Raw genomic sequence first — 20,538 nt, 5'->3', positions numbered from 1 at the left:
GGCTGATGTCACTGCGGCGTCGCGGGCCAGGCGAGACTTCGAAGACACGGCCTAGCGGATCGGCATCCCCGACAGCGTCCGGGCGATGACCAGGCGCTGGATCTCGCTCGTGCCTTCGAAGATCGTGTAGATCGCGCTGTCGCGGTGCATCCGCTCCACCGGGTACTCCCGTGTGAAGCCGTTGCCGCCGAGGATCTGGACCGCCTGCGCGGTGACCTGCTTGGCCGTCTCGCTCGCGTACAGCTTCGACATGGAGCCCTCCGCGGCGGTGAACGGTTTGCCCGTGGCCGCCATCCAGGAGGCGCGCCAGACGAGGAGCCGGGCCGCGTCGATCCGGGTGCGCATGTCGACGAGCTGGAAGGCGATGCCCTGGTTGTCGATGATGGGGCGGCCGAACTGACTGCGGGTCTTGGCGTAGTCGAGTGCCACCTCGTACGCGGCGCGGGCCGTGCCCACGGCCATGGCGCCGACCGCGGGGCGGGACGCCTCGAAGGTCGCCATGGCCGCGTTCTTCACGCGCTCACCGCCCCCGCCCGCCTTGGCCTCGCGGGCGCGGGCCAGCCGCTCGTCCAGCTTCTCCTTGCCGCCGAGCAGGCAGTGGCCGGGGACGCGGACGTCCTCCAGGACCACCTCGGCGGTGTGCGACGCGCGGATGCCGTGCTTCTTGAACTTCTGGCCCTGGGAGAGGCCGGGCGTGGCGGGCGGCACGATGAACGAGGCGTGCCCCTTGGAGCCGGCCCCGGGGTCCACGACGGCGACGACGACATGGACATTGGCGATGCCGCCGTTGGTCGCCCACGTCTTGGTGCCGTTCAGCACCCACTCGTCCTTCGCCTCGTCGTAGACCGCGCGGGTGCGCATGGCCGCGACGTCCGATCCGGCGTCGGGTTCGGAGGAGCAGAACGCGGCGACCTTCACGTCGTGCGCGTCGCCGTACATCTGCGGGATCCAGGTGCCGATCTGCTCGTCGGTGCCGTTGGCGAGGACGCCGACGGCGGCGAGTCCGGTGCCGACGATCGACAGGCCGATGCCCGCGTCACCCCAGAACAGTTCCTCCATCACCATGGGGATGGAGAGGCCCGTGGGGTCGAAGTACTGCTGTGCGTAGAAGTCGAGGGAGTAGACACCGACCTTGGCGGCTTCCTGGATGACGGGCCAGGGAGTCTCCTCGCGCTCGTCCCACTCGGCGGCCGCGGGGCGGATGACGTCGGCGGCGAATCCGTGCAGCCAGTCGCGCACCTGCTTCTGGTCGTCGTTGAGTTCGAAGGTGAACTCGGCCATCGTCTTCCTCCAGCACTGCTGTTACTTACGGTAACAACAGTCTGTTACCGACAAGTAGAGGATGTCAACCTGCGGCGGGCTGATCCGCGAGGACGGCGGGCATGGTGTTACGTTGCCGGGGCGTCACGGAATCGCTCGGGCGGGGAGACACCCATGGGGACCACACAGCAGACCGACCAGCACCGCTCAGCCCATCAGCGGCGCCGCCAACTCCTGGAGGCCGCCGACCGGGTCGTGCTGCGTGACGGGCCGAAAGCCTCCATGAACGCCATCGCTGCCGAGGCCGGCATCACCAAGCCGATCCTCTACCGCCACTTCGGCGACAAGGGCGGGCTCTACCGCGCCCTGGCGAAGCGTCATACGGACGCGCTGCTCAGCGCGTTGAAGGCGGCACTCGACGCGCCCGCCGACCGCCGCGCGCGGGTGGAGGCCACGCTCGACACCTACCTCGCGGCGATCGAGGCGCGTCCCCAGGTGTACCGGTTCCTGATGCACCCTGCCGACGCCGCCGCCGAGGCCCAACTCCCCGAGCAGGGCTTCGACGTGGGCCGCCACTCGGCCCCGCTGCTGCGCCGTCTCGGTGAGGAGCTGGCCGTCGTCATCGAGGAACGGGTCGACCTCGGGCCCGACAGCACCCAGTTGGCCCGTGTCTGGGGCCACGGGATCGTCGGCATGATGCACGCCGCCGGTGACTGGTGGCTCGGCGAACGCCCTTGCTCACGGGCACAGTTGGTGAGCAGCCTGGCCGATCTGCTGTGGGGCAGGCTGGCGCTGGTGGACGACCGGGCGGGCAGCCCGGGGCTCTGACGCGCCGTCCGGTCACCACCGGGCAGTCCGGTCACCACCGGGCCGCGCGCTCAGCTCCAGGACGCGCGCCGCGCCGCCCGCAGCACCTTGGCCCGGCGCAGGCCCGTCAGCCGGTCCGGATAGACCAGCCCCTCCAGATGGTCGCACTCGTGCTGGAGACAGCGTCCGAAGAATCCGGTGCCGTCGATCCGTACGGGCGCGCCGTCCGCCGTCACGCCCTCCACCACCGCGTGGTCGACCCGCTCCGTCCCCGCTTCGAGACCCGGCAGCGAGAGGCATCCCTCGGCGCCCCGTACGGCGACGCCGTCCGCCGACACCAGGCGGGGGTTGACGACATGCCCGAGATGGCGGACGTCCTCGTCGTCGGGGCAGTCGTAGACGAACACCCGTAGCGGCACGCCGATCTGGTTCGCGGCGAGACCGACCCCGTTCGCCCGGTACATCGTCGCGAACAGGTCCTCGACCAGCCGGGCGAGCTGCGGCCCGAAGTCGGTGACGGGTCCGCAGGGGCTGTGCAGCGTGGGGTCGCCGAGCAGTCGCAGGGGGCGGACCCGTCCGGTGCTGCCCGGGATCAGCCGGTTTCGCATGGATCCACCGTGAAGTCCACCCCGGGGTGCCCGAGTTCGATCGTCGCCATCGCGCCAGCGTACGTCGCGAGCTGGAGGAGGCCGCGCTCGTGGACGGGTGCGTCGGTTCCAGATGTACGTACGGGTGCTGCTGCCGCTGCTGATGCCGGGCATCGTGGCGACCTCGATCTTCGCCTTCGTCAACGCGTGGGACGACTACATCTTCGCCTACGTGATCATGAAATCGCAGGACAACCACACGCTGCCGGTCTGGCTCGTGTCGTTCAAGACCTCGGAGAGCGTGGACTACGGCGCGAATCCGTCTCAGCCGGTTGGACGATGTCCCCGCCACCATCAGCCAGGAGCCGGGCCCGGTGGCCGCCGCGCTGCTGGATCCGCGTCTGGTCTGCGAACTCGTCCTGGACGGACACCACTTGGCCGACGACACCGTGCGGCCGGCCCACCGGGTCGCGGGCCCCGACCGGCTGGTGCCGGTCAGTGACGCGATGCCCGCGGCGGGCATGGCGGACGGGGACTACGCCTTCGCGGACCGCGAGGTGACCGTCGCGGGCGGGGTGGCCCGGCTGCGCGGCACCGACACGCTCGCCGGGTCGACGCTCTTCGTGGCGGAGGCGTTCCGCAGGGCCGTGCTCACGGTGGGCCTCCCCCTGGCGGACGCCGTACGGATGACGTCGGGCACGGCCGCCCGGCTGCTCGGGCTCCGCGACCGGGGTGCACTGCGTCCGGGCCTGCGGGCCGACCTGGTGGAGCTGGACGCGACCCTGCGACCCGCCCGGGTGTGGCTCGGCGGCGTGATGGTGGGATGAACCCTTGTTGAACACCCGGCCCCCGGCGGGGATGTGAAGGACCGTCGGGGGCCGGGTGGTGGTCGTGTGCGGGCCGCGTGGATCCGGTCGGCGTGGTCCACACCACCTGTCCCGGCCCGGATCCACGCCTCCCGGTGGCCGGATCGGCGGAACCGGGGGCGTACGGCCGGGACGAATGCCGCTTCGGCGCGGAAAAACTCCTCCTTCCGGGCCGGAAACCGCCGTACGGGGCCTCGGCGGCGCCCCGGCGCGCCCGCCCGGCGCGTTCGTTCAGGCGTACGTGTGACAACGATCGGCCCGTTCTCCGGTGCCGTGGTTCGGGCCCGTGCACGTATCTCGATAGGCTGAGGTCGGACCGACGCGAGGAGGATCAAGGACGATGGCAGGCAACACGGACCCGCTGTCGCCGCGGGCCAAGCTGGCCGTGACGGCAGGCAAGGCCGCAGCGGCGGTGTCGCGCGCTGCGGGGCGCGGCAGCGGATCGGTGATCGGCGGCAAGGTGGCGTTGCGGCTCGACCCGGATCTGCTGGCGGCTCTCGCGCAGCATCTGGACGTCGTGCTGGTGTCGGCGACGAACGGCAAGACGACCACGACACGGCTGATCGCCGAGGCGCTGCGGGCCAGCGGCCCCGTGGTGTCGAACGCGCTGGGCGCGAACATGCCGGCCGGCATCACCTCCGCCCTCGCGGGCGGTTCGGACGCCAAGTACGGCGTGATCGAGGTGGACGAGAAGTACCTCGCCGGAGTCGCGCGCGACACCACGCCCAAGGCGATCGCCCTGCTCAACCTCTCCCGCGACCAGCTCGACCGCGCCGCCGAGACCCGCATGCTGGCCGAGCACTGGCGCGAGGGACTGGCCGGTACGAAGGCCGTGGTCATCGCCAACGCCGACGACCCGCTGATCGTGTGGGCCGCTTCGTCGTCCCCGAACGTGGTCTGGGTCGCCGCCGGGCAGGAGTGGAAGGACGACGCCTGGTCCTGCCCCGCCTGCGGCGGTGTGATGCAGCGCCCCGGCGACGACTGGTTCTGCGGCCAGTGCGGTTTCCGCAGGCCCGCCCCGAGTTGGGCACTGCACGGCGACCACGTCCTGGACCCGCACGGCTCCGCCTGGCCGATCCACCTCCAGCTGCCGGGCCGCGCGAACCGCGCGAACGCGGCCACCTCCGCCGCCGTGGCCGCCACGTTCGGTGTGCCCCCGCAGGTCGCCCTGGAGCGCATGTACCAGGTGCAGGCCGTCGCGGGACGGTACGACGTGGTGTCCTTCCTCGGCCGTGACCTGCGGCTGCTGCTGGCGAAGAACCCGGCGGGCTGGCTGGAGACGTTCTCGCTCATCGACCCGCCGCCCACCCCCGTCATCCTCGCGGTCAACGCCCGCGGCGCCGACGGCACGGACACCTCCTGGCTGTGGGACGTGGACTACACCCGGCTGGCCGGTCACCCGATCTTCGTCATCGGCGACCGCAAGCTGGACCTGGCCGTACGTCTGGAGGTCGCCGGCCTGGACTTCCGGGTGTGCGCGAACGCCGACGAGGCCGTACAGATGGCGCCGCCCGGACGTATCGAGGCGATCGCCAACTACACGTCCTTCCAGGACCTGCGCCGCCGCGTCGGCAACTGAGAGAGCCGGCCATAGACAATGCAGTCGGAGAGGGGCAAGCGAGCAATGAGCGACAACAGTCTGCGGCTGGTGTGGATCTACCCGGACCTGCTGAGCACCTACGGGGACCAGGGCAACGCGCTGGTGGTGGAGCGCCGGGCCAGGCAGCGCGGTCTCGACGTCACACGCGTGGACGTGCGCAGCGACCAGGCCGTACCGACCTCGGGCGACATCTATCTCATCGGCGGCGGCGAGGACCGGCCGCAGCGGCTGGCCGCCGAGCGGCTGCGCCGTGACGGCGGGCTCAACCGGGCGGTGTCCAACGGGGCGATCGTCTTCTCGGTCTGCGCCGGCTACCAGATCCTGGGCCATGAGTTCGTCAACGACCTGGGTGAGCGCGAGGGCGGCCTCGGGCTGCTCGACGTGATCTCCACCCGTGGCGAGGGCGAGCGGTGCGTCGGAGACGTACTGGGCGACATCGACCCGCATCTGGGACTGCCGCCGCTGACCGGTTTCGAGAACCACCAGGGCATCACCCATCTCGGCCCGACCGCCCGGCCGTTCGCACGGGTGTCGCTCGGCCGGGGCAATGGCACGGGTGACGGCACGGAGGGCGCGTACAACGACACGGTGTTCGGTACGTACATGCACGGCCCGGTCCTGGCCCGGAACCCGCTCATCGCCGACCTGCTGCTGAAGCTGGCGCTCGACGTGAACGCGCTGCCGCCGGCGGACGACCGGTGGTACGAGGCGCTGCGCGCCGAGCGCATCGCCGCGGCGACGCAGTCGGCCTAGGTCGTCCTGCCGGGCTCGTGCGCCCCGGCACCGCGCATCGCCGCGTTGTCGGTGTGATGACCGGCCCGCCACCTCCCGTTCAACCAGGGGGCGTCCAGCAGTCGGACGCCTGGTTCGGTCCCGCCACCCCGCGCCGGTAGGGTGGCGGGGATTCAGCCGGACGACGTGGTCCGGCCGTCGGCCCACGTTGCAAAGGTTCTCCGGGCAATGCGAATTGGTGTGCTCACCTCCGGCGGCGACTGCCCCGGTCTCAATGCGGTGATCCGGTCCGTGGTGCACCGCGCCGTCGTCGACCACGGTGACGAGGTCATCGGCTTCCACGACGGCTGGAAAGGCCTTCTGGAGTGCGATTACCGCAAGCTCGACCTCGACGCGGTCGGCGGCATCCTGGCGCGCGGCGGCACGATCCTCGGTTCCTCCCGCGTCCAGCCCGCGCATCTGCGTGACGGTGTGGAGCGCGCGAAGGGGCACGTGGCCGACCTCGGTCTCGACGCGGTCATCCCGATCGGCGGCGAAGGCACCCTGAAGGCGGCCAACCTGCTCTCCGAGGCGGGGCTGCCGATCGTCGGCGTGCCGAAGACCATCGACAACGACATCTCCTCCACGGATGTGACCTTCGGCTTCGACACCGCCGTCGGTGTCGCCACGGAGGCGCTGGACCGGCTGAAGACCACCGCCGAGTCCCACCAGCGCGTACTCATCGTCGAGGTCATGGGCCGGGAGACGGGCTGGATCGCGCTGCACTCGGGCATGGCCGCCGGTGCGCACGCCATCGTCGTCCCGGAGCGGCCCTTCGACATAGGAGAGCTGGCCGAGCTGGTCGGCAAGCGGTTCTCGGCGGGCAAGCGCTTCGCGATCGTCGTGGTCGCCGAGGGCGCCAAGCCCCGTGAGGGCTCCATGGAGTTCGACGTCGGCGGCAAGGACATCTACGGACACCAGCGCTTCGCGGGCGTGGCCAGGCAGCTCTCCGTCGAGCTGGAGGAGCGCCTGGGCAAGGAGGCGCGGCCGGTGATACTGGGCCATGTCCAGCGCGGCGGGACGCCGACCGCGTACGACCGGGTGCTGGCGACCCGCTTCGGCTGGCACGCGGTGGAGGCCACGCACCGCGGCGAGTTCGGCATGATGACGGCGCTGCGCGGCACGGACATCGTGATGGTGCCGCTCGCGGAGGCCGTCGAGACCCTGAAGACGGTCCCGGCGGAGCGGTACGCCGAGGCGGAGTGCGTGCTCTGAACCCCGCACGCCCGCGTTGATACGACGAACCGCCCCCGGCCGTGAACGGCGCCGGGGGCGGTTCTACTCTGGTCCCGGGTGCGGACACATCGCACCAATCAGGATCGTCGCGGTGGGAGAGCACGTATGGATCACGGCGAGCACGGCACGATGACGGATCTGCCGCCGTTCACGCTGAACCGCGCGCTGGAGTTCTCGCCCGACGCCTTCTTCCTCGTCGGCTGTCTGCTGGCGCTCGCGCTGTACGGCTGGGGTGTCGTACGGCTGCGCGCGCGGGGCGACAGCTGGTCGCCGGGCCGCACCATCTCCTTCGTGCTCGGCGTGCTGACCGTCGCGCTGATGATGTGCACCGCGCTGAACGACTACGGCATGGTCATGTTCAGCGTGCACATGGTCCAGCACATGGTGATCAGCATGGTCTCCCCGATCCTGCTGCTCCTGGGCGCGCCCGTGACCCTGGCGCTGCGCGCGCTGCCGGTCGCGGGCCGGGGCCGCAAGGGGCCGCGCGAGCTGCTGCTGGCGCTGCTGCACAGCGGGTTCATGCGGTTCGTGACGCATCCCGCCTTCACGATCCCGCTGTTCATCGCGAGCCTCTACGGCCTCTACTTCACCCCGCTCTTCGACTTCCTCATGGAGTCGAAGCCGGGGCACATCGCGATGATGGTGCACTTCCTCTCCACCGGGCTGATCTTCTTCTGGCCGATCATCGGTGTGGACCCGGGTCCGCACCGGCCCGGCTATCTGATGCGGATGCTGGAGCTGTTCGCCGGGATGCCGTTCCACGCGTTCTTCGGGATCGCGCTGATGATGGCGAGCGAGCCGATGGTGCGGGCGTACGACAATCCGCCGGCGTCCCTGGGCATCGACCCGCTCTCCGACCAGAACGCGGCCGGCGGTATCGCCTGGGCGTTCAGCGAGATCCCGTCCGTCCTGGTGCTGGTGGCGCTGGTGTACCAGTGGTACCGGTCGGACCAACGCCAGGCGAAGCGCTCGGACCGGGCCGCCGACCGGGACGGCGACAAGGAGCTCGTCGCGTACAACGCCTACCTCGCGTCGTTGCGGGCACGCGGACAGTAGCGCGGAACGCCCCTTTCGGGTGACGATGGTCCTCACGGCCACGGTCACGGCCAGGAGGAGGACGCACATGTCCGGATCCGGATCCACGAAGACGATGGGTGTTCTCACCGTCGGTGCGCTGGTGGTCGTGACGGCCTACACGGCGGCGCTGGGCAGCAACGGCTGGCTCTGGTTCGGCTGGGTGGTGCTGGGGCTGGTGACGGTCGCGATGGTCGCCTCACGCAGCACCTGAGGACGGGCGGGGACCGAGGAGGGGCGGGGCTCGGGCCCCGCCGTCAGTCCGCCGCCGGGGCGAGCGCCGGTTCCGGCGCTCGCGTCTCGTCCAGGTTGTTCTCCACCCAGGCGCGCAACTGGCCGAGCGGTACGGCCACTCCGCGTCCCAGCGGCGTCAGTTCGTACTCGACGTGGAGCGGGACGGCCGGATAGACGGTACGGTCCACGAAGCCGTGGTCGGCCAGCCGGCGCAGCGTGCTGGTGAGCACCTTGGGGCTGACCCCCTGGAGCCGCCGCTGGAGCGCGCCGAAGCGCCGCGGGCCCTCTTCCAGGGCGCCGATGGCGAGAGCGGCCCACTTGTTGGCCAGCAGGCCGAGGACGTCCCGGCAGGGGCACTGCGCGGCATAGACGTCGTGCTTGTCGTGCCGGCCCGTCGTACACGGCTCCGCCATACGATCCGCTCCTCCTCGTGCCGCGGTGCCTGCCGCGCCCTGTGTCGCGTCTCGTACGCCGCGTGTTCGCGCACCGAACTGACCACTTCCCTTTGGATAGTAGTGTCCCTTGCGGGTTACCACTACCCAGGGAGTACTTTTCCGGTGTCGAAGATCCACCGCACTCCTACAGGAGACTTGACCGACATGAGCAGTGAGCCGACGATGCGCGCGATCACCCAGGACTCCCTCGGCGGCCCCGAGGTGCTGCGCCTCACCGAACGCCCCCGGCCCCGCCCGATTCCGACCGAGGTGCTGGTACGGGTGCACGCGGCCGGCGTGAATCCGGTCGACTGGAAGTCCCGCGAGAGCGGCGGCATGGCCGGTCTCCTCGGCGCACCGCCGTTCGTCCTGGGCTGGGACGTGTCCGGTGTCGTGGCGGAGGTCGGCTTCGGTGTGCACACGCTGAAGGTGGGCGACGAGGTGTACGGGATGCCGTGGTTCCCGCGCCCGGCCTCCGCGTACGCCGAGTATGTGACGGCGCCCTCGCGGCAGTTCGCGCTCAAGCCCCGCACGGTCGACCACCACACGGCGGCGGCCGTGCCACTGGCGGGTCTGACCGCCTGGCAGTCGCTCGTGGACGCGGCGCGGGTGGAGGCAGGGCAGCGGGTACTGATCCACGCGGCGGCGGGCGGCGTGGGGCACCTCGCGGTGCAGTTCGCCAAGCACCTCGGGGCCCATGTCATCGGCACGGCGAGCGCCGCGAAGCACGACTGGCTGCGGGAGCTGGGCGCGGACGAGGTCGTGGACTACACGAAGGTCCGCTTCGAGGACGTCGTGAGTGACGTGGACGTCGTCATCGACCTGGTGGGCGAGGGGCACGACGCGACGACCACCCGTTCGCTGGAGACCCTGCGGCCGGGCGGCACGATCGTCGCGGTCCCGTCCGGTGTCGCGCCGGAGGTGCTGGCGGGCGCCCGTAACCGGGGGCTGAACGCGACCGCCTTCCTGGTGGAGCCGGACGGCGCCGCGCTCGCCCGGATCGCCGACCTGATCGACCAGGGCACCGTGCGCGTCGAGGTGGCGGACGTCCTGCCGCTGGCGGACGCGGGCGAGGCGCAGCGCCGGGTCCAGGAGGGACGCACGCGCGGCAAGATCGTACTGAGCGTGACGACCTGACGGAACGTCGTCTGCCATCGATACGGCCCGTCAGCGCAGCAGGGGCAGTGCGCCGACGAGCTTGCCGATCCTGTTGCGCGGGCCGACGAGGCCGACCGCGTGGTAGGTCAGGTCCTCGTGCTTCGTACCGGCGAGCAGGTCGAGGTACTCGTCGTAGATCCGGGACGTCTGGGCGGGCTCCGGCATGTCGACCACGAAGACGTCCTCCTTCGCGGTGGCCTTCTCCCGCAGGGAGTGCAGGGTGGCGGCGTCGGCGGCCAGGACGGAACAGCCCGCCCAGGGCAGTCCCGGATGCACATGGCCCGACGCGTCCCGGCCGTCGCCGCCGAGCAGGTGCGGCAGGGCCCTGCCGACGGCGGCGGCCATGCAGGCCGCAGCGTTCACCGCACGCCCGGCGGGCAGGTCCTCGTCGACGACGAGGACCCACTTGAGCGGGGCCCGGCGGGTGGAGAGGCCGGTCGGAGCGACCTCGTCGCGGACGGTGCCTTGGTGCGCGGCGTCGTGGTGCGCGGTGTGGTTATGAGCGGTGTCGTTATGAGCGGTCATGCCTCGAAACGGTAGGCAGTCATGCGTACGATGGTGAGCTCCGGCGCACTTCGTACGGCCGAAGGACATCATCGTGGAACTTGATGCGCTCGACTGGGCTCTGCTGCGGGAGCTGCAGCACGATGCACGGCAGACCAACCGCGATCTGGCGGCCAGGACCGGTGTCTCCCCCTCCACCTCGCTGGAGCGGGTCAAGATCCTGCGCGAACGCGGTGTGATCGACGGATTCCACGCGGCGCTCGACCTGGAGGCGGTGGGCCGCCCCGTACAGGCGCTGATCTCCGTGCGGATCAGGCCGCCGTCCCGCCCGGTCATCGAGGGGTTCCGCGAGTGGGCGGCCGAACTGCCGGAGACCATCGGGCTGTTCGTGACATCGGGCCCGCACGACTTCCTCCTGCATGTGGCCGTCCCGAACGTCGACGGGCTGTACGCCTTCGTCATCGACCGTCTCACCGAGCGCCGCGAGGTCGCGGACGTGCAGACGACAATGGTCTACGAGCACGTGCAGTCCCGGTCGGTCTCCCGGCCCGCCGAGGAGAACCGACGGCGCGGTGCCGGCCGGCGGCGGCAGCTGCCGTAGGGCCACTGCCCGCCGCCGGCCGTCCGTACGTCACCAGGAGGACTTGGTGACCCCCGGCAGCAGTCCGGCGTGCGCCTGTTCGCGCAGCCGGATGCGGGACAGACCGAACTTCCGCAGATGTCCGCGCGGCCGGCCGTCCACGCTGTCGCGGTTGCGCACCCTGGTCGCGCCGGCGTCGCGGGGCTGACGGCGCAGTTCGGTGAGCGCGGCGAGCCGTTCGGGCTCCGGTGTGCCGGGGCGGCGGACGATCTCCTTCAGCTCCGCCCTGCGCGCCGCGTACCGCGCGACGACCGCCTTGCGCCGCTCGTTCTTCGCGATCTTGCTCTGCTTGGCCATCAGACCTTCCCTCCCCGGGCGCGGATCCGTGCCACGGCGGACTCGATACCGATGCCGTCGATCGCCTTGATCGCCCTGGCGCTGAGCGTGAGACGCACGTATCGGCCCTCGCTCGGCAGCCAGTACCGCTTGCGCTGGATGTTGGGGTCGAAGCGCCGTGAGGTGCGCCGATGCGAGTGGGAGATGGTGTTGCCGAAGCCCGGTCGGGCGCCGGTCAGCCGGCAGTGGGCGGACACAGTGTGACCTGCCTTTCTTCTGTACGACGGTGGTACGACGGTGTCGGTGGGACCATTTTGAAAATGGAAACCATTGTCGTATAGTAGTGGCATGGCACGCAACGAACTACGCCCGGTCATCAAGCTCCGCTCCACGGCGGGCACCGGCCACACCTACGTCACCCGCAAGAACCGCCGGAGCGACCCGGACCGCATGGTCCTGCGCAAGTACGACCCGATCGCCCGCCGGCACGTCGACTTCCGCGAAGACCGCTGAGTCCCGACCCCGACCCCGCGCCGTAGCACCTGCCGTCCGAGCGCACGCGCCGGGCGGGCTCCTTCGAGCCCGCCCGGCTGGTGTGCGCGGTCAGGTGGTCGACTCCACCCGCGCCGGCGCCTTGCCGTTCATCTTCGATGCCTGGTCCTCGGTCTGCTCGGCCGGCGCCCGGCTCGAACCGGTCTGCCGTTGCAGCGAGTTGAGGATGGTCATGCCCTGACCGACCAGCCCCGCCGCCACCTCGCCGACACCGTCGGTGCCGTTGAGGACGGTGAGGTTGGAGTCCGCCAGACCCTTGGCCGCGGCGGCGGCCAGCTCCGGGAGCACCTCGACGACGCGGTTGGCCGCCAGCAGTTCCTGGTTGCCCTCCCGCAGGGAGAGGGCGCGCGAGGTGTTCGCGTCGGCCTGCGCCTGCGCGAGCGTCCGCTGGCGGTACGCCTCCGCGTCCGCCGGGCGCCTGACCTCGGCCTCCAGCCGCTGGGCCGCCAGCAGTGCCTGCCGCTCGGCCAGTGCCGTCTGCTCCTCGATGACGTCCTGCGAGGCCTTCGCCTGGGCGAGCGGTCCCGCCTGGGAGGCACGTGCCCGGACCTGCTCGGTCTCCGCCTGGAAGCCCGCGCGCTTGATCGAGGTGTCCCTCTCGTACTCGGCCTTCAGCGCCTCCGCCTGCTGCTCGCGCTCGGCGGCCTCCTGATCGGCCCTGGCCGCGGCGATACGGGCCTGGCTCGCGACAGCCGCGGCGTGCGGCGCCGCCAGGTTGTTGATGTAGCCGGTGGCGTCCTCGATCTCCTGGATCTGGAGGGCGTCCACCACGATGCCGAGCTTCTCCATCTCGCTGTGGCTGCCGGCCTTCACCTCCTGGGCGACCCTGTCCCGCTCCCGGATGATCTGTTCGACGGTGAGTCCACCGACGATGGAGCGGAGGTGACCGGCGAAGATCCGGCCCACCAGCTCTTCCATCCGGTCCTGCTCGGCCAGGAAGCGCCGGGCGGCGTTGGCGATCGACACGGCATCGTCACCGACTTTGAAGACGGTCACCGCGCGTACGGTCAGCCGGATGCCCTGCTGGGTGACGCAGTCCTCGGCGATCTCCGCCTCCCGCAGCGCCAGGGACAGCATGCGGGCCTTCTGCTTGATGGGAAGAACGAAACTGCCGTGACCGGTGACTATCCGGAACTGGGTGTCCTGGACCTGCCGTTTCGAACCGGATATGAGCATCGCCTCGTTCGGTGCTGGAACACGCCAGAACAACATGAGGGAACTCCTGTCCTACTCCACACTCACACGCCACTTCGGACCGCGGGCTTCAGTCGGGAAGAGGCTCCACCATCACCGAGCGGGCCGAGACACGGTCGGTGACCAGCACCTGGACGTTCATGCCGATCGGCCGCTCGGACCAGGCCGCGTAGGCTTCGGAACCGCCTCGTACGGCCACCAGTACTTCCCCCGGGCCGTCCGGCGGGATCGGGACGGTGATACGGCCGACCGCGCCCACCGGGCTCTGCGCGGAGTCATCTGTGACGGACATGAATCGTTGCCCTCACCTCCAGCGCTCAGCACGCCCCCGGTCATTTCAGGCTACTCCGGAGACGTGCCGACGGCCGGTCGAAGGATGGTCGGTGAACCGCTCGGTCGTACGAACCGGCCGGACGGACCGGTCAGTGGAAGTGCCTGTTCCGGGGACGGAAGATCAGCAGATACACCGTGGCGACAATGGCGACCGCCTGGGCCACGACGGTGACCACCTTGTCGTCGTACCAGATCGGCTCGTACATGTTCGGGAACGGTCCCCACGCGCCGACGTTCACATAGCGGTAGATGAGCAGGAGCGCGAGTCCGCCGGCCGCCACCGACCAGGCGAAGAAGTCCGCCGGGACCCGGCGCCAGACCAGGACGAGCAGCGCGGCCAGCGCCGCGAAGCCCGCCTCGATCCGGAAGAGGTCGCCCTGGCTGATGTCGGCCGAGATGACGTCGTAGCGGTCGGCGAGATGCGCGTGCATGTACGCGTCCACGGCGAGCCCGGCCGCGGCGAGCACCCGGGCCGCGCCCCGCAGGTAGCGGCCGACGCCGTCGCGGTGCGCCGGCCCGGTGGGCGAGGCGGTGGGCTGAGATGACATGGGGTCTCCCTTCGCGCCGCGGACCGAGCCGCCGGCCGGGGGCTCACTTGACGGTGAGCGTGCCCGTCATGAACGGGTGGATCGTGCAGTGGAACGGGAAGGCGCCCGCCTTGGACGGCGCGGTGAAGGTGGCGCTCTTGCCCGGCGCGATGTCACCGGTGTCGAAGGAGCCGCCCTTGGTCGCCGTCAGGGTGTGTGTGGTCGTGTCCTTGTTGACCACGGTGATCTTCGCCCCGGCGGCCACGGTCAGGGAGGCGGGCTGGAACTTGAAGTTGTCGATGGTGACCTGTGTCCCACCGCCCGCCGACGAGTTGGCGGCCGACTTCGTCGCGCTGCTGCCGCCGCCGCCTCCGCCGTCCGAACATCCCACGAGGGTGGTCAGAGCGAGGGCGCAGGCGGCGACGGCCACGGCGAAGGGGGCCCGGCCGGTGGGGAACGAGAACGGCATGGCGTCTCCGAGCGTTCGGGGGCCGGACCGGCCGGCTGTCAGTACCCGCCGCCGTTGTTGTTCTGGGGCTTGGTCGTGACCTTCTTGCCGTCGGGGTTCATGATGAACCACTTCGCACCGAAGGCGTTGATGTCCTGCCCGTTGATGTCGCCGGGCGTCTTGTCCCCTTCGAACCGGTACAGCGGACGCCCGTTGTACGTCACCTGCTCGGAGCCGTCGGAGCGCTTCGTCGTCGTGAGCAGATTGGCCTTGATCCCGCTGCCGGCGACCGGCTTCGACGTGGCGGTGAACGGGGGCCAGGCCGTCGCGCAGGAGCCCGTGCACATCGACTTGTTCGTGGTGTCCTTGTCGAACTCGTACAGCGACCGGCCCTTCTCATCGACCAGCATCTTGCCGAAGGTGCCGTTCTTGACGTCGACCTTGGCCGCGGACGATGCCGACGCCGAGGACGACGCCGACGCAGACGCCGAGGACGAGGCCGCCGGGACCACGTCGACCTCATGGTTGTTGGGCTGCTCACCCGCGTCCGTACCGCTGGCGCTGCCATGGCCGCCACCGCCGTCCGAACAGCCGGCCGCCGCGGTGGCCATCAGCAGGGCGGAGGCCAGCGCGGTGACTGTCCTGGTGTGCCGTCTCATCAAGGACTCCTCGATCGTCGGCCGCCCACGCGGGCAGCACGCGACCCGCCCGATCGGGGCCGCCAGCCCCAGTGCACAACAGGGCTGACGGACCGGCCACCTGGGCGGGGCCGTCCGGAGTGCGGCCCGGACGGCACCGAGGAGTGCGGGTTCCGGAGTCGGTCAGGCTTCCTCGAAGTAGACGTCCAGCACCGCGTCGAGTGCGGCCGTCCACTCCTTGAGGCTGCTCCGGGAAGGCGCGTCGACGTCCGACTGGTAGTGACGACGGCCGGTCGTGTGCAGGGTGACGGTGAACCGGCGGCCGAATCTGGGGGTCTCGACCTCCAGGGCGCCGATCTCGTCCCAGCCGAACTCCGCCTCCGTCTCGTCCAGCTGGAACCGGACGCCGGTGCGGTCGGCGGTCATCGAGGCGCGGCGGTCGCTGACCTCGAAGACGGGACCGTCGGCGTCACTCCCGCCGTCGTCGGAGTCGTCCTTCTTGAAGGAGACCGCCCCGCCCGCCGTGTCGCCGGCCTTCTCGTCGGTCGGTTCGGACTCGTCGGCGGCCGGTGTCCCGGGGGCCTCCGCCTCTTCGGTCACCTCGTCGGCCGCTTCGTCGGCGGCCTCCTGAGGGACGCCCTCGGCGGGGTCGTCAGCCTCCTCTACGAGGCGGGGTGCCATGAGCCCAGGGATGTATCCGGGATCGGTCCCCGCGGCGGGTACGGGCTGGATTATCGGATCGATGCGCTCCACGGCTGGCAGTATGGCGGATAAACCTGTGCGAGGAACACTCGATCCGCGCGGGACCGCCGGAATACGGTAAATGAGACGAACGGCACGCCTCTCGGCGGCGAGGTGGGGCCCCGGGCACCCGCTCCGGCAGCACGGCTCGCGGCCGCCCCCTATGTGGAAGTCCGGTGTGCGACTCCAGGACGCCGCCGTACGGCGCGAGCTGACGGCCCGTTATACCCACGGCGCCCGACCCGGAAGCGCGCTCGACAGCGCGGCGCGCCCCCTACTCGCCCCCTATCCTTCCCCCTATTTCGGCGTCGGTCGAAGCCGCGCAGTCATGCTCAGGGACGGGTTCCGGACTCCCGGAACCACCGGTCCGTCTCCGATTCCGCACATCGGCGCCGGTTTCGCGGGCCCGCTCGCCCGCCCGGTCCCCGACAGGCCACCTGCGAGGCGTTGTTCGAGCATGGAGAAGCCGACGAGTTCAAACACCCTGATGCGCTATGTTTTCAGTGCGGGCGCAGCCTTGCCCGAACGGGCTGTCCGACGTCGCCCGCGAGTACCCACACGGGGAGCCGCCTATCCCGCCGACGCGGGGGCGCTCTGGCGCGAGGGAAAAGGCGCGGCTATTGTTTTTCAACAACGAGGTAAACATCTCCGCCGCGCTCCGCTTCGCGTCCGGGAAGCCTGCTAACTTATTCTCCGGCGGGCGGTCTCTGTCGGCTCCGCGCTATCCTCCGCAAACGGAATGGGCGGGGGCGGACAGTTCACCCTCCGCCTCGCAGGGCCCCGCACCTTAAGGTCGGCGGCCGTTCATCCCCATCACCCAAAACGTGCCTCTGCCGCATGCTTCGATCCGTCATGTTCTTGCAACAAAGCAAGCCGAGGCGCGGTAAACCTCGGACGACCGACTTGCCAAGAGGGCGCCATCCGCGCGCTTGAGCACATGACGGGTCGGAGCCGCGATGCTCACGCCGACCAGGATCACACACCCAAGGGCCTGGAGTCGGCCCGCCGGCGGCCCCGTCCGCATACGGCCAAGCGCCCCGTCGGGGCTGTGCCATTCGAGCCGCACGGCCGCCCGGATCCTCCGAGTTCACCTATCGATACAGGTGGGCGCAGCACGCCAGGAACGCCTCGCGCATGGATTCCGTCTTGGTTACTGGCCAGTTAACGCCGGTCCTCCTTGGTTACCGGGCAGTTAAGGCTGGTCTTCAATTTGGCCGAAATCAGCCCTGCGTGTGCGCCGACGACGGCCGACTCATTGGTAACCATGACCGGCGACCGGGACCGCATCACCGTACAAGTGGTCCGTGAAGCGGCCGAGTCAGGCACCGCCACCCTCGCAATTCGCCCCGAACGGCCGCAGACCCGGCTCGGCGCCCTTGCGAAGTTCCCAGCCACTGAGAAATCGCTGCGAAGGTTGCTAGGAGATTTCGCACAGCCGTCTCAACTACCCCTTAGCCCCGCACCGATTATCCTATCGCCGAGTGGGTGACCGAATACGGTCGCTAGCTTCTTGATATTGACGACTAGGTTCCGCTTCTGGCTGCCGGAAACCGACCAGTTCCACGATCAAAAGGTGTCAACAGGGGGGGAAAGTAAGTTGTGTTGAAGGAACGGGACAAGATACTCGAACAGCTCGATGACCTACTGATCCAGTCCACGCGGGGCAGGGGGGCCATCGCCGCGATCAGCGGTTCGACCGCGATCGGCAAGACCACGACACTCAACGCCCTGGCCGAACGGGCGACTTCGGCGGGCAGCACGGTGCTCAGCGTGGTGAGTTCGCCGCACGAGCGCGAGGTGCCCTACAGCGCCCTCGCCCAGCTGCTGCACTCGATCGAAGCCCAGTGCACCACCGCCGACGTTCCGCGCGCCGGGGGCGCCGGGACCGTCCATGCCGGCAGGCAGGCGGACGTGGCCGCCGCCCTCGCCCCGCCAGGGGCCCAGGACGACCCGCTGACGGTCGCACGGCGCACCTACCAGATCATCGCCGAGCTGACCGCCTTGCGGCCTCTGCTGATCACGGTGGACGACATCCAGCACACCGACACGGCCACCCTCACATGCCTGCGCTACCTGGCGCAGCGTCTGACCCAGCTCTCACTCGTGCTGGTGTTCACGCACGGGATCTCCGTCGACGAGCAGCCGGCTCGTGTCCTAGACGACCTCCTCTACCGCACGAGCGCGCGCCACTTCCACCTGGAGCCGCTCTCGCGGGTGGACATCATGGGGCTGGCCGCGAGCCGGCTCCCGGTCCTCCCGTCGGACCGGCTCATCGTCGAGATCCACCGGCTGAGCGGGGGCAATCCGCTGCTGGCCCAGGCGCTCATCGAGGAGCACAGGCTGCGCCTCGCGTCCGACTCCGTCGCGGGGCCGATGCCGCCGCAGAGCGACGGCATCGGCCGCCAGTCGACCACCGAGGGCGGGGCGTCGATCGGCCCCGCCTTCTACCAGGCCGTCCTCGCCTACCTGCACCGGCTCGGCCCGCGCGCGGTCCGTCTCGCCCGGTGCGTCGCCCTCCTGGACGAGGCGACGACTCCCCTTCTGTTGAGTCGGCTGAGCGGTATCGACACGGAACTGTTGAAACGTTATATACGTTTGTTCACCGGCATGGGCGTGCTGGAGGGCGCGCGGCTGCGGCACGCGGGCGTACGGCAGGCCGTACTGGGTGAGATGCCTCACGGCGAGGCGACCCAGCAGCGCTACCGCGCCGCTCGCCTCCTGAACGAGGGGGGAGCGCCGCCGCAGGCCGTCGCCATGCATCTGCTCGGCGTCGGTCCGCTGCACGACGGATGGGTGCTGCCCGTACTCCAGGAGGCCGCGGCCCACGCCATGGAGGACGGTGACGTACCGCAGGGCATCCGCTATCTGGAGCTGGCCTGCGAATGCTCCCTGGACGAGGGACAGCGGCTCTCGACGAAGTCGCTGTACGCCTTCGGCCAGTGGCAGCTCAGGCCCGCCGAGTCCGCCCCGCACTTCCGCGCGCTCAAGGGCCCCATCCTTGAGGGGAAGCTCACGGGCACCGACGCCCTGTGGGTCGCCGAGGGCATGCTCTTCCACCTCGACTTCGACGAGGCCGTGGAGGTCGTCGACCATGTCAACAGCGGCGAGGCGGACATGTCCACCGCGCTGCACAGCACCCGGATGCTCATGGCCGCGGAGGTCCCGGGCCTGCTCGAACGGCTGGAGCACCCGCTGCCGGCCACAACCGCCCCGGCGACGTCCCATTCGGAATTAAGAGCCCGTCACGCCCTCGCCCTCATCCTGGAGAACGGAGCGGACAAGTACGCCATCGCCCTGGCCGACCAGGTGTTCCAGGGCAGCCAGAACTGGCCGACGTCGAAGCTCAGCGGCCTGCCGAAGGCGCTGCTGGCCCTGTGCTACGCGGATCAACTCGACACCGCCGCCGCGTGGTACGACCTGCTCGCGGCCGAGGTGGAACGACACGACGCCCCAGGCTGGTGGGCCCAGATCGAAAGCGTCGGCGCGCTCCTGTCGCTGCGGCGCGGGCGGCTGGCGGACGCCGTACGCCAGGCGGAGACGGCCCACGCCCGGCTGTCCGGGCCGAGGTGGAACGTCAGCAGCGCGCTGGCGCTGACCGTGCTCGTCGAGGCCCACACCGCCATGGGCAACCACCAGACCGCGGCCAAGTATCTGGAGACGGCCGAGCCGCCGCCCGCGCTGTTCCTGACCCGCGCGGGGCTGCACTACCTGTACGCGCGCGGCCGGCATCACCTCGCGACCGGCAACACATACCTGGCTCTGTCCGACTTCCAGGAGTGCGGCACGCTGATGCGGCGCTGGAACATCGACACACCCTCCCTGGCGCCCTGGCGGCTGGGAGAGGCGGAGGTGTGGCTGCGACTGGGCGACCGGGAGCAGGCGGCCCGGCTCGTCGAGAAGCAGCTGACGAACTCGGACGCCGGGCTCACCCGGTCGCGCGGTATGACCCTGCACGCCCTGGCCCTGGTCCAGGCGACCGCCAAGCAGCCCCCGATCCTGCGGGACGCGTTCCGTCTGCTGGAGGCCGCGGGCGCACGTTACGAGGCTGCCCGTGTCCTGGCCGATCTCAGCCGCGCCTACCAGCAGTTGGGCGACAAACAGGCCCGGCCGACGGCGCGGCGGGCCTGGCGGCTCGCCAAGAGCTGCCAGGCGGAGTCCCTCTGCCAGGCTCTGCTCCCGACGTCCATGCCCCAGAGCATGGACACGAAGCCGAGCGAGGGGTCCCGCGGCGCCGACCGCGCGGGCCAGGACAGCTTCGGCACGCTCAGTGAATCCGAACGGCGCGTCGCCACGCTGGCCGCCCAGGGGTACGCCAACCGTGAGATCGCCGAGAGGTTGTTCATCACGGTCAGCACCGTGGAGCAGCATCTGACCCGCGTCTACCGCAAGATGGGCATCAGGAACCGCGAGCAGCTCCTGCAGGGAGCCCACGCGGTCAGCTACGAGTCCGTCTGATCCGTTCGACCCCCACCCCGTAAGGGGTCCCGGTCCGCCTGCCCGTCGACCGACGGGCAGGCGGACTTCTGTCTGTTCGCGGGGCCGGGGCGGTGCGGCCACCAGGGGTGTCCCAGGGGTACCCCTGACAAAGCCGTCCTAGGGCGTGTCTTCGAAGTAGCGCCGTCCGCCCGCAGGGCGGGGCCCGCGGCGGCTGGTGCGGT

At 70.3% G+C, this 20,538-nt stretch carries 23 protein-coding genes; 11 read left to right on the top strand and 12 right to left on the bottom strand.

Features of this window, described 5'->3' with window-relative positions:
- Positions 1-51: 51 nt before the first annotated feature.
- Complete coding sequence (locus tag P3L51_RS16865; protein WP_354606053.1) at positions 52-1,281, bottom strand: acyl-CoA dehydrogenase family protein; 1,230 nt, start codon at positions 1,279-1,281, stop codon at positions 52-54.
- Positions 1,282-1,434: 153 nt separating this feature from the next.
- On the opposite strand from P3L51_RS16865, the gene P3L51_RS16860 reads away from it, so the two are divergent.
- Positions 1,435-2,088 (top strand): TetR/AcrR family transcriptional regulator, encoded by a 654-nt coding sequence (locus tag P3L51_RS16860; protein ID WP_354606052.1) that lies wholly within the window; start codon positions 1,435-1,437, stop codon positions 2,086-2,088.
- 50 nt (positions 2,089-2,138) lie between these two features.
- Here the strand turns inward: P3L51_RS16860 and def are convergent, their stop codons facing one another.
- The gene (gene def / locus P3L51_RS16855) at positions 2,139-2,675 is read right to left on the bottom strand and encodes a peptide deformylase (RefSeq protein ID WP_354606051.1); all 537 of its coding nucleotides are present in this window, start codon (positions 2,673-2,675) and stop codon (positions 2,139-2,141) included.
- 311 nt (positions 2,676-2,986) lie between these two features.
- Between def and P3L51_RS16850 the strand changes: the two genes are divergently transcribed.
- The 6 genes from P3L51_RS16850 to P3L51_RS16825 all read left to right on the top strand — a co-directional run bounded on the left by P3L51_RS16850 (position 2,987) and on the right by P3L51_RS16825 (position 8,415).
- Entirely contained in the window at positions 2,987-3,481 is a 495-nt protein-coding gene (locus tag P3L51_RS16850; protein WP_354606050.1) for an amidohydrolase family protein, read from the top strand.
- A gap of 379 nt (positions 3,482-3,860) precedes the next feature.
- On the top strand, positions 3,861-5,099 hold the full coding sequence (locus P3L51_RS16845) for a MurT ligase domain-containing protein (RefSeq protein WP_354606049.1): 1,239 nt from the start codon (positions 3,861-3,863) through the stop codon (positions 5,097-5,099).
- Positions 5,100-5,144: 45 nt separating this feature from the next.
- Positions 5,145-5,873 (top strand): type 1 glutamine amidotransferase, encoded by a 729-nt coding sequence (locus P3L51_RS16840; protein WP_354606048.1) that lies wholly within the window; start codon positions 5,145-5,147, stop codon positions 5,871-5,873.
- Between the two features lie 207 nt (positions 5,874-6,080).
- Complete coding sequence (locus P3L51_RS16835; RefSeq protein WP_354606047.1) at positions 6,081-7,106, top strand: 6-phosphofructokinase; 1,026 nt, start codon at positions 6,081-6,083, stop codon at positions 7,104-7,106.
- A gap of 126 nt (positions 7,107-7,232) precedes the next feature.
- Positions 7,233-8,183 carry a cytochrome c oxidase assembly protein gene (locus P3L51_RS16830; protein ID WP_354606046.1) on the top strand — a complete coding sequence of 317 codons (951 nt, stop codon included), beginning with the start codon at positions 7,233-7,235 and terminating at the stop codon, positions 8,181-8,183.
- A gap of 67 nt (positions 8,184-8,250) precedes the next feature.
- Positions 8,251-8,415 carry a hypothetical protein gene (locus tag P3L51_RS16825; RefSeq protein WP_354606045.1) on the top strand — a complete coding sequence of 55 codons (165 nt, stop codon included), beginning with the start codon at positions 8,251-8,253 and terminating at the stop codon, positions 8,413-8,415.
- A gap of 43 nt (positions 8,416-8,458) precedes the next feature.
- Here the strand turns inward: P3L51_RS16825 and P3L51_RS16820 are convergent, their stop codons facing one another.
- Positions 8,459-8,848, bottom strand: a complete 390-nt coding sequence (locus P3L51_RS16820) for a winged helix-turn-helix transcriptional regulator (RefSeq protein ID WP_354606044.1) — start codon at positions 8,846-8,848, stop codon at positions 8,459-8,461.
- A gap of 186 nt (positions 8,849-9,034) precedes the next feature.
- On the opposite strand from P3L51_RS16820, the gene P3L51_RS16815 reads away from it, so the two are divergent.
- The gene (locus tag P3L51_RS16815; protein WP_354606043.1) at positions 9,035-10,006 is read left to right on the top strand and encodes an NADP-dependent oxidoreductase; all 972 of its coding nucleotides are present in this window, start codon (positions 9,035-9,037) and stop codon (positions 10,004-10,006) included.
- A gap of 30 nt (positions 10,007-10,036) precedes the next feature.
- Here the strand turns inward: P3L51_RS16815 and P3L51_RS16810 are convergent, their stop codons facing one another.
- The gene (locus tag P3L51_RS16810) at positions 10,037-10,552 is read right to left on the bottom strand and encodes a DUF2000 domain-containing protein (RefSeq protein ID WP_354606042.1); all 516 of its coding nucleotides are present in this window, start codon (positions 10,550-10,552) and stop codon (positions 10,037-10,039) included.
- A gap of 73 nt (positions 10,553-10,625) precedes the next feature.
- Here P3L51_RS16810 and P3L51_RS16805 point away from each other — a divergent pair, with 73 nt between their 5' ends.
- On the top strand, positions 10,626-11,132 hold the full coding sequence (locus tag P3L51_RS16805) for an Lrp/AsnC family transcriptional regulator (protein ID WP_354606041.1): 507 nt from the start codon (positions 10,626-10,628) through the stop codon (positions 11,130-11,132).
- Positions 11,133-11,162: 30 nt separating this feature from the next.
- On the opposite strand, the gene rpsN is transcribed toward P3L51_RS16805, so the two are convergent.
- Both rpsN and rpmB read right to left on the bottom strand, forming a co-directional pair.
- On the bottom strand, positions 11,163-11,468 hold the full coding sequence (gene rpsN / locus P3L51_RS16800) for a 30S ribosomal protein S14 (RefSeq protein WP_354606040.1): 306 nt from the start codon (positions 11,466-11,468) through the stop codon (positions 11,163-11,165).
- The gene (rpmB, locus tag P3L51_RS16795) at positions 11,468-11,704 is read right to left on the bottom strand and encodes a 50S ribosomal protein L28 (protein ID WP_354606039.1); all 237 of its coding nucleotides are present in this window, start codon (positions 11,702-11,704) and stop codon (positions 11,468-11,470) included. Before rpmB ends, rpsN begins: the two co-directional genes overlap by 1 nt.
- A gap of 91 nt (positions 11,705-11,795) precedes the next feature.
- On the opposite strand from rpmB, the gene rpmG reads away from it, so the two are divergent.
- Positions 11,796-11,960, top strand: a complete 165-nt coding sequence (gene rpmG / locus P3L51_RS16790; RefSeq protein ID WP_354606038.1) for a 50S ribosomal protein L33 — start codon at positions 11,796-11,798, stop codon at positions 11,958-11,960.
- Positions 11,961-12,050: 90 nt separating this feature from the next.
- Here the strand turns inward: rpmG and P3L51_RS16785 are convergent, their stop codons facing one another.
- The 6 genes from P3L51_RS16785 to P3L51_RS16760 form a co-directional block, all read right to left on the bottom strand.
- Positions 12,051-13,211 carry an SPFH domain-containing protein gene (locus P3L51_RS16785; RefSeq protein WP_354606037.1) on the bottom strand — a complete coding sequence of 387 codons (1,161 nt, stop codon included), beginning with the start codon at positions 13,209-13,211 and terminating at the stop codon, positions 12,051-12,053.
- 52 nt (positions 13,212-13,263) lie between these two features.
- Positions 13,264-13,485 (bottom strand): NfeD C-terminal domain-containing protein, encoded by a 222-nt coding sequence (locus P3L51_RS16780; protein ID WP_354606036.1) that lies wholly within the window; start codon positions 13,483-13,485, stop codon positions 13,264-13,266.
- A gap of 130 nt (positions 13,486-13,615) precedes the next feature.
- A complete protein-coding gene (locus P3L51_RS16775; protein ID WP_354606035.1) occupies positions 13,616-14,074 on the bottom strand; it encodes a hypothetical protein in 459 nt (152 codons plus the stop codon).
- A gap of 43 nt (positions 14,075-14,117) precedes the next feature.
- A complete protein-coding gene (locus P3L51_RS16770) occupies positions 14,118-14,522 on the bottom strand; it encodes a cupredoxin domain-containing protein (RefSeq protein WP_354606034.1) in 405 nt (134 codons plus the stop codon).
- Positions 14,523-14,560: 38 nt separating this feature from the next.
- Positions 14,561-15,160, bottom strand: a complete 600-nt coding sequence (locus tag P3L51_RS16765) for a COG4315 family predicted lipoprotein (RefSeq protein WP_354606033.1) — start codon at positions 15,158-15,160, stop codon at positions 14,561-14,563.
- 162 nt (positions 15,161-15,322) lie between these two features.
- Positions 15,323-15,820, bottom strand: a complete 498-nt coding sequence (locus P3L51_RS16760) for a hypothetical protein (RefSeq protein ID WP_354606032.1) — start codon at positions 15,818-15,820, stop codon at positions 15,323-15,325.
- Positions 15,821-17,479: 1,659 nt separating this feature from the next.
- On the opposite strand from P3L51_RS16760, the gene P3L51_RS16755 reads away from it, so the two are divergent.
- Positions 17,480-20,335 carry an ATP-binding protein gene (locus P3L51_RS16755; protein WP_354606031.1) on the top strand — a complete coding sequence of 952 codons (2,856 nt, stop codon included), beginning with the start codon at positions 17,480-17,482 and terminating at the stop codon, positions 20,333-20,335.
- The last annotated feature ends 203 nt before the right edge of the window (positions 20,336-20,538 follow it).

Origin of the sequence: Streptomyces panacea, assembly GCF_040560175.1 — a bacterium.
In the GTDB taxonomy this organism is placed as follows: Bacteria; Actinomycetota; Actinomycetes; order Streptomycetales; family Streptomycetaceae; genus Streptomyces; species Streptomyces panacea.
Note: the sequence above shows the minus strand (reverse complement) of the source record. Positions and strands in the feature narration are given on the sequence as shown.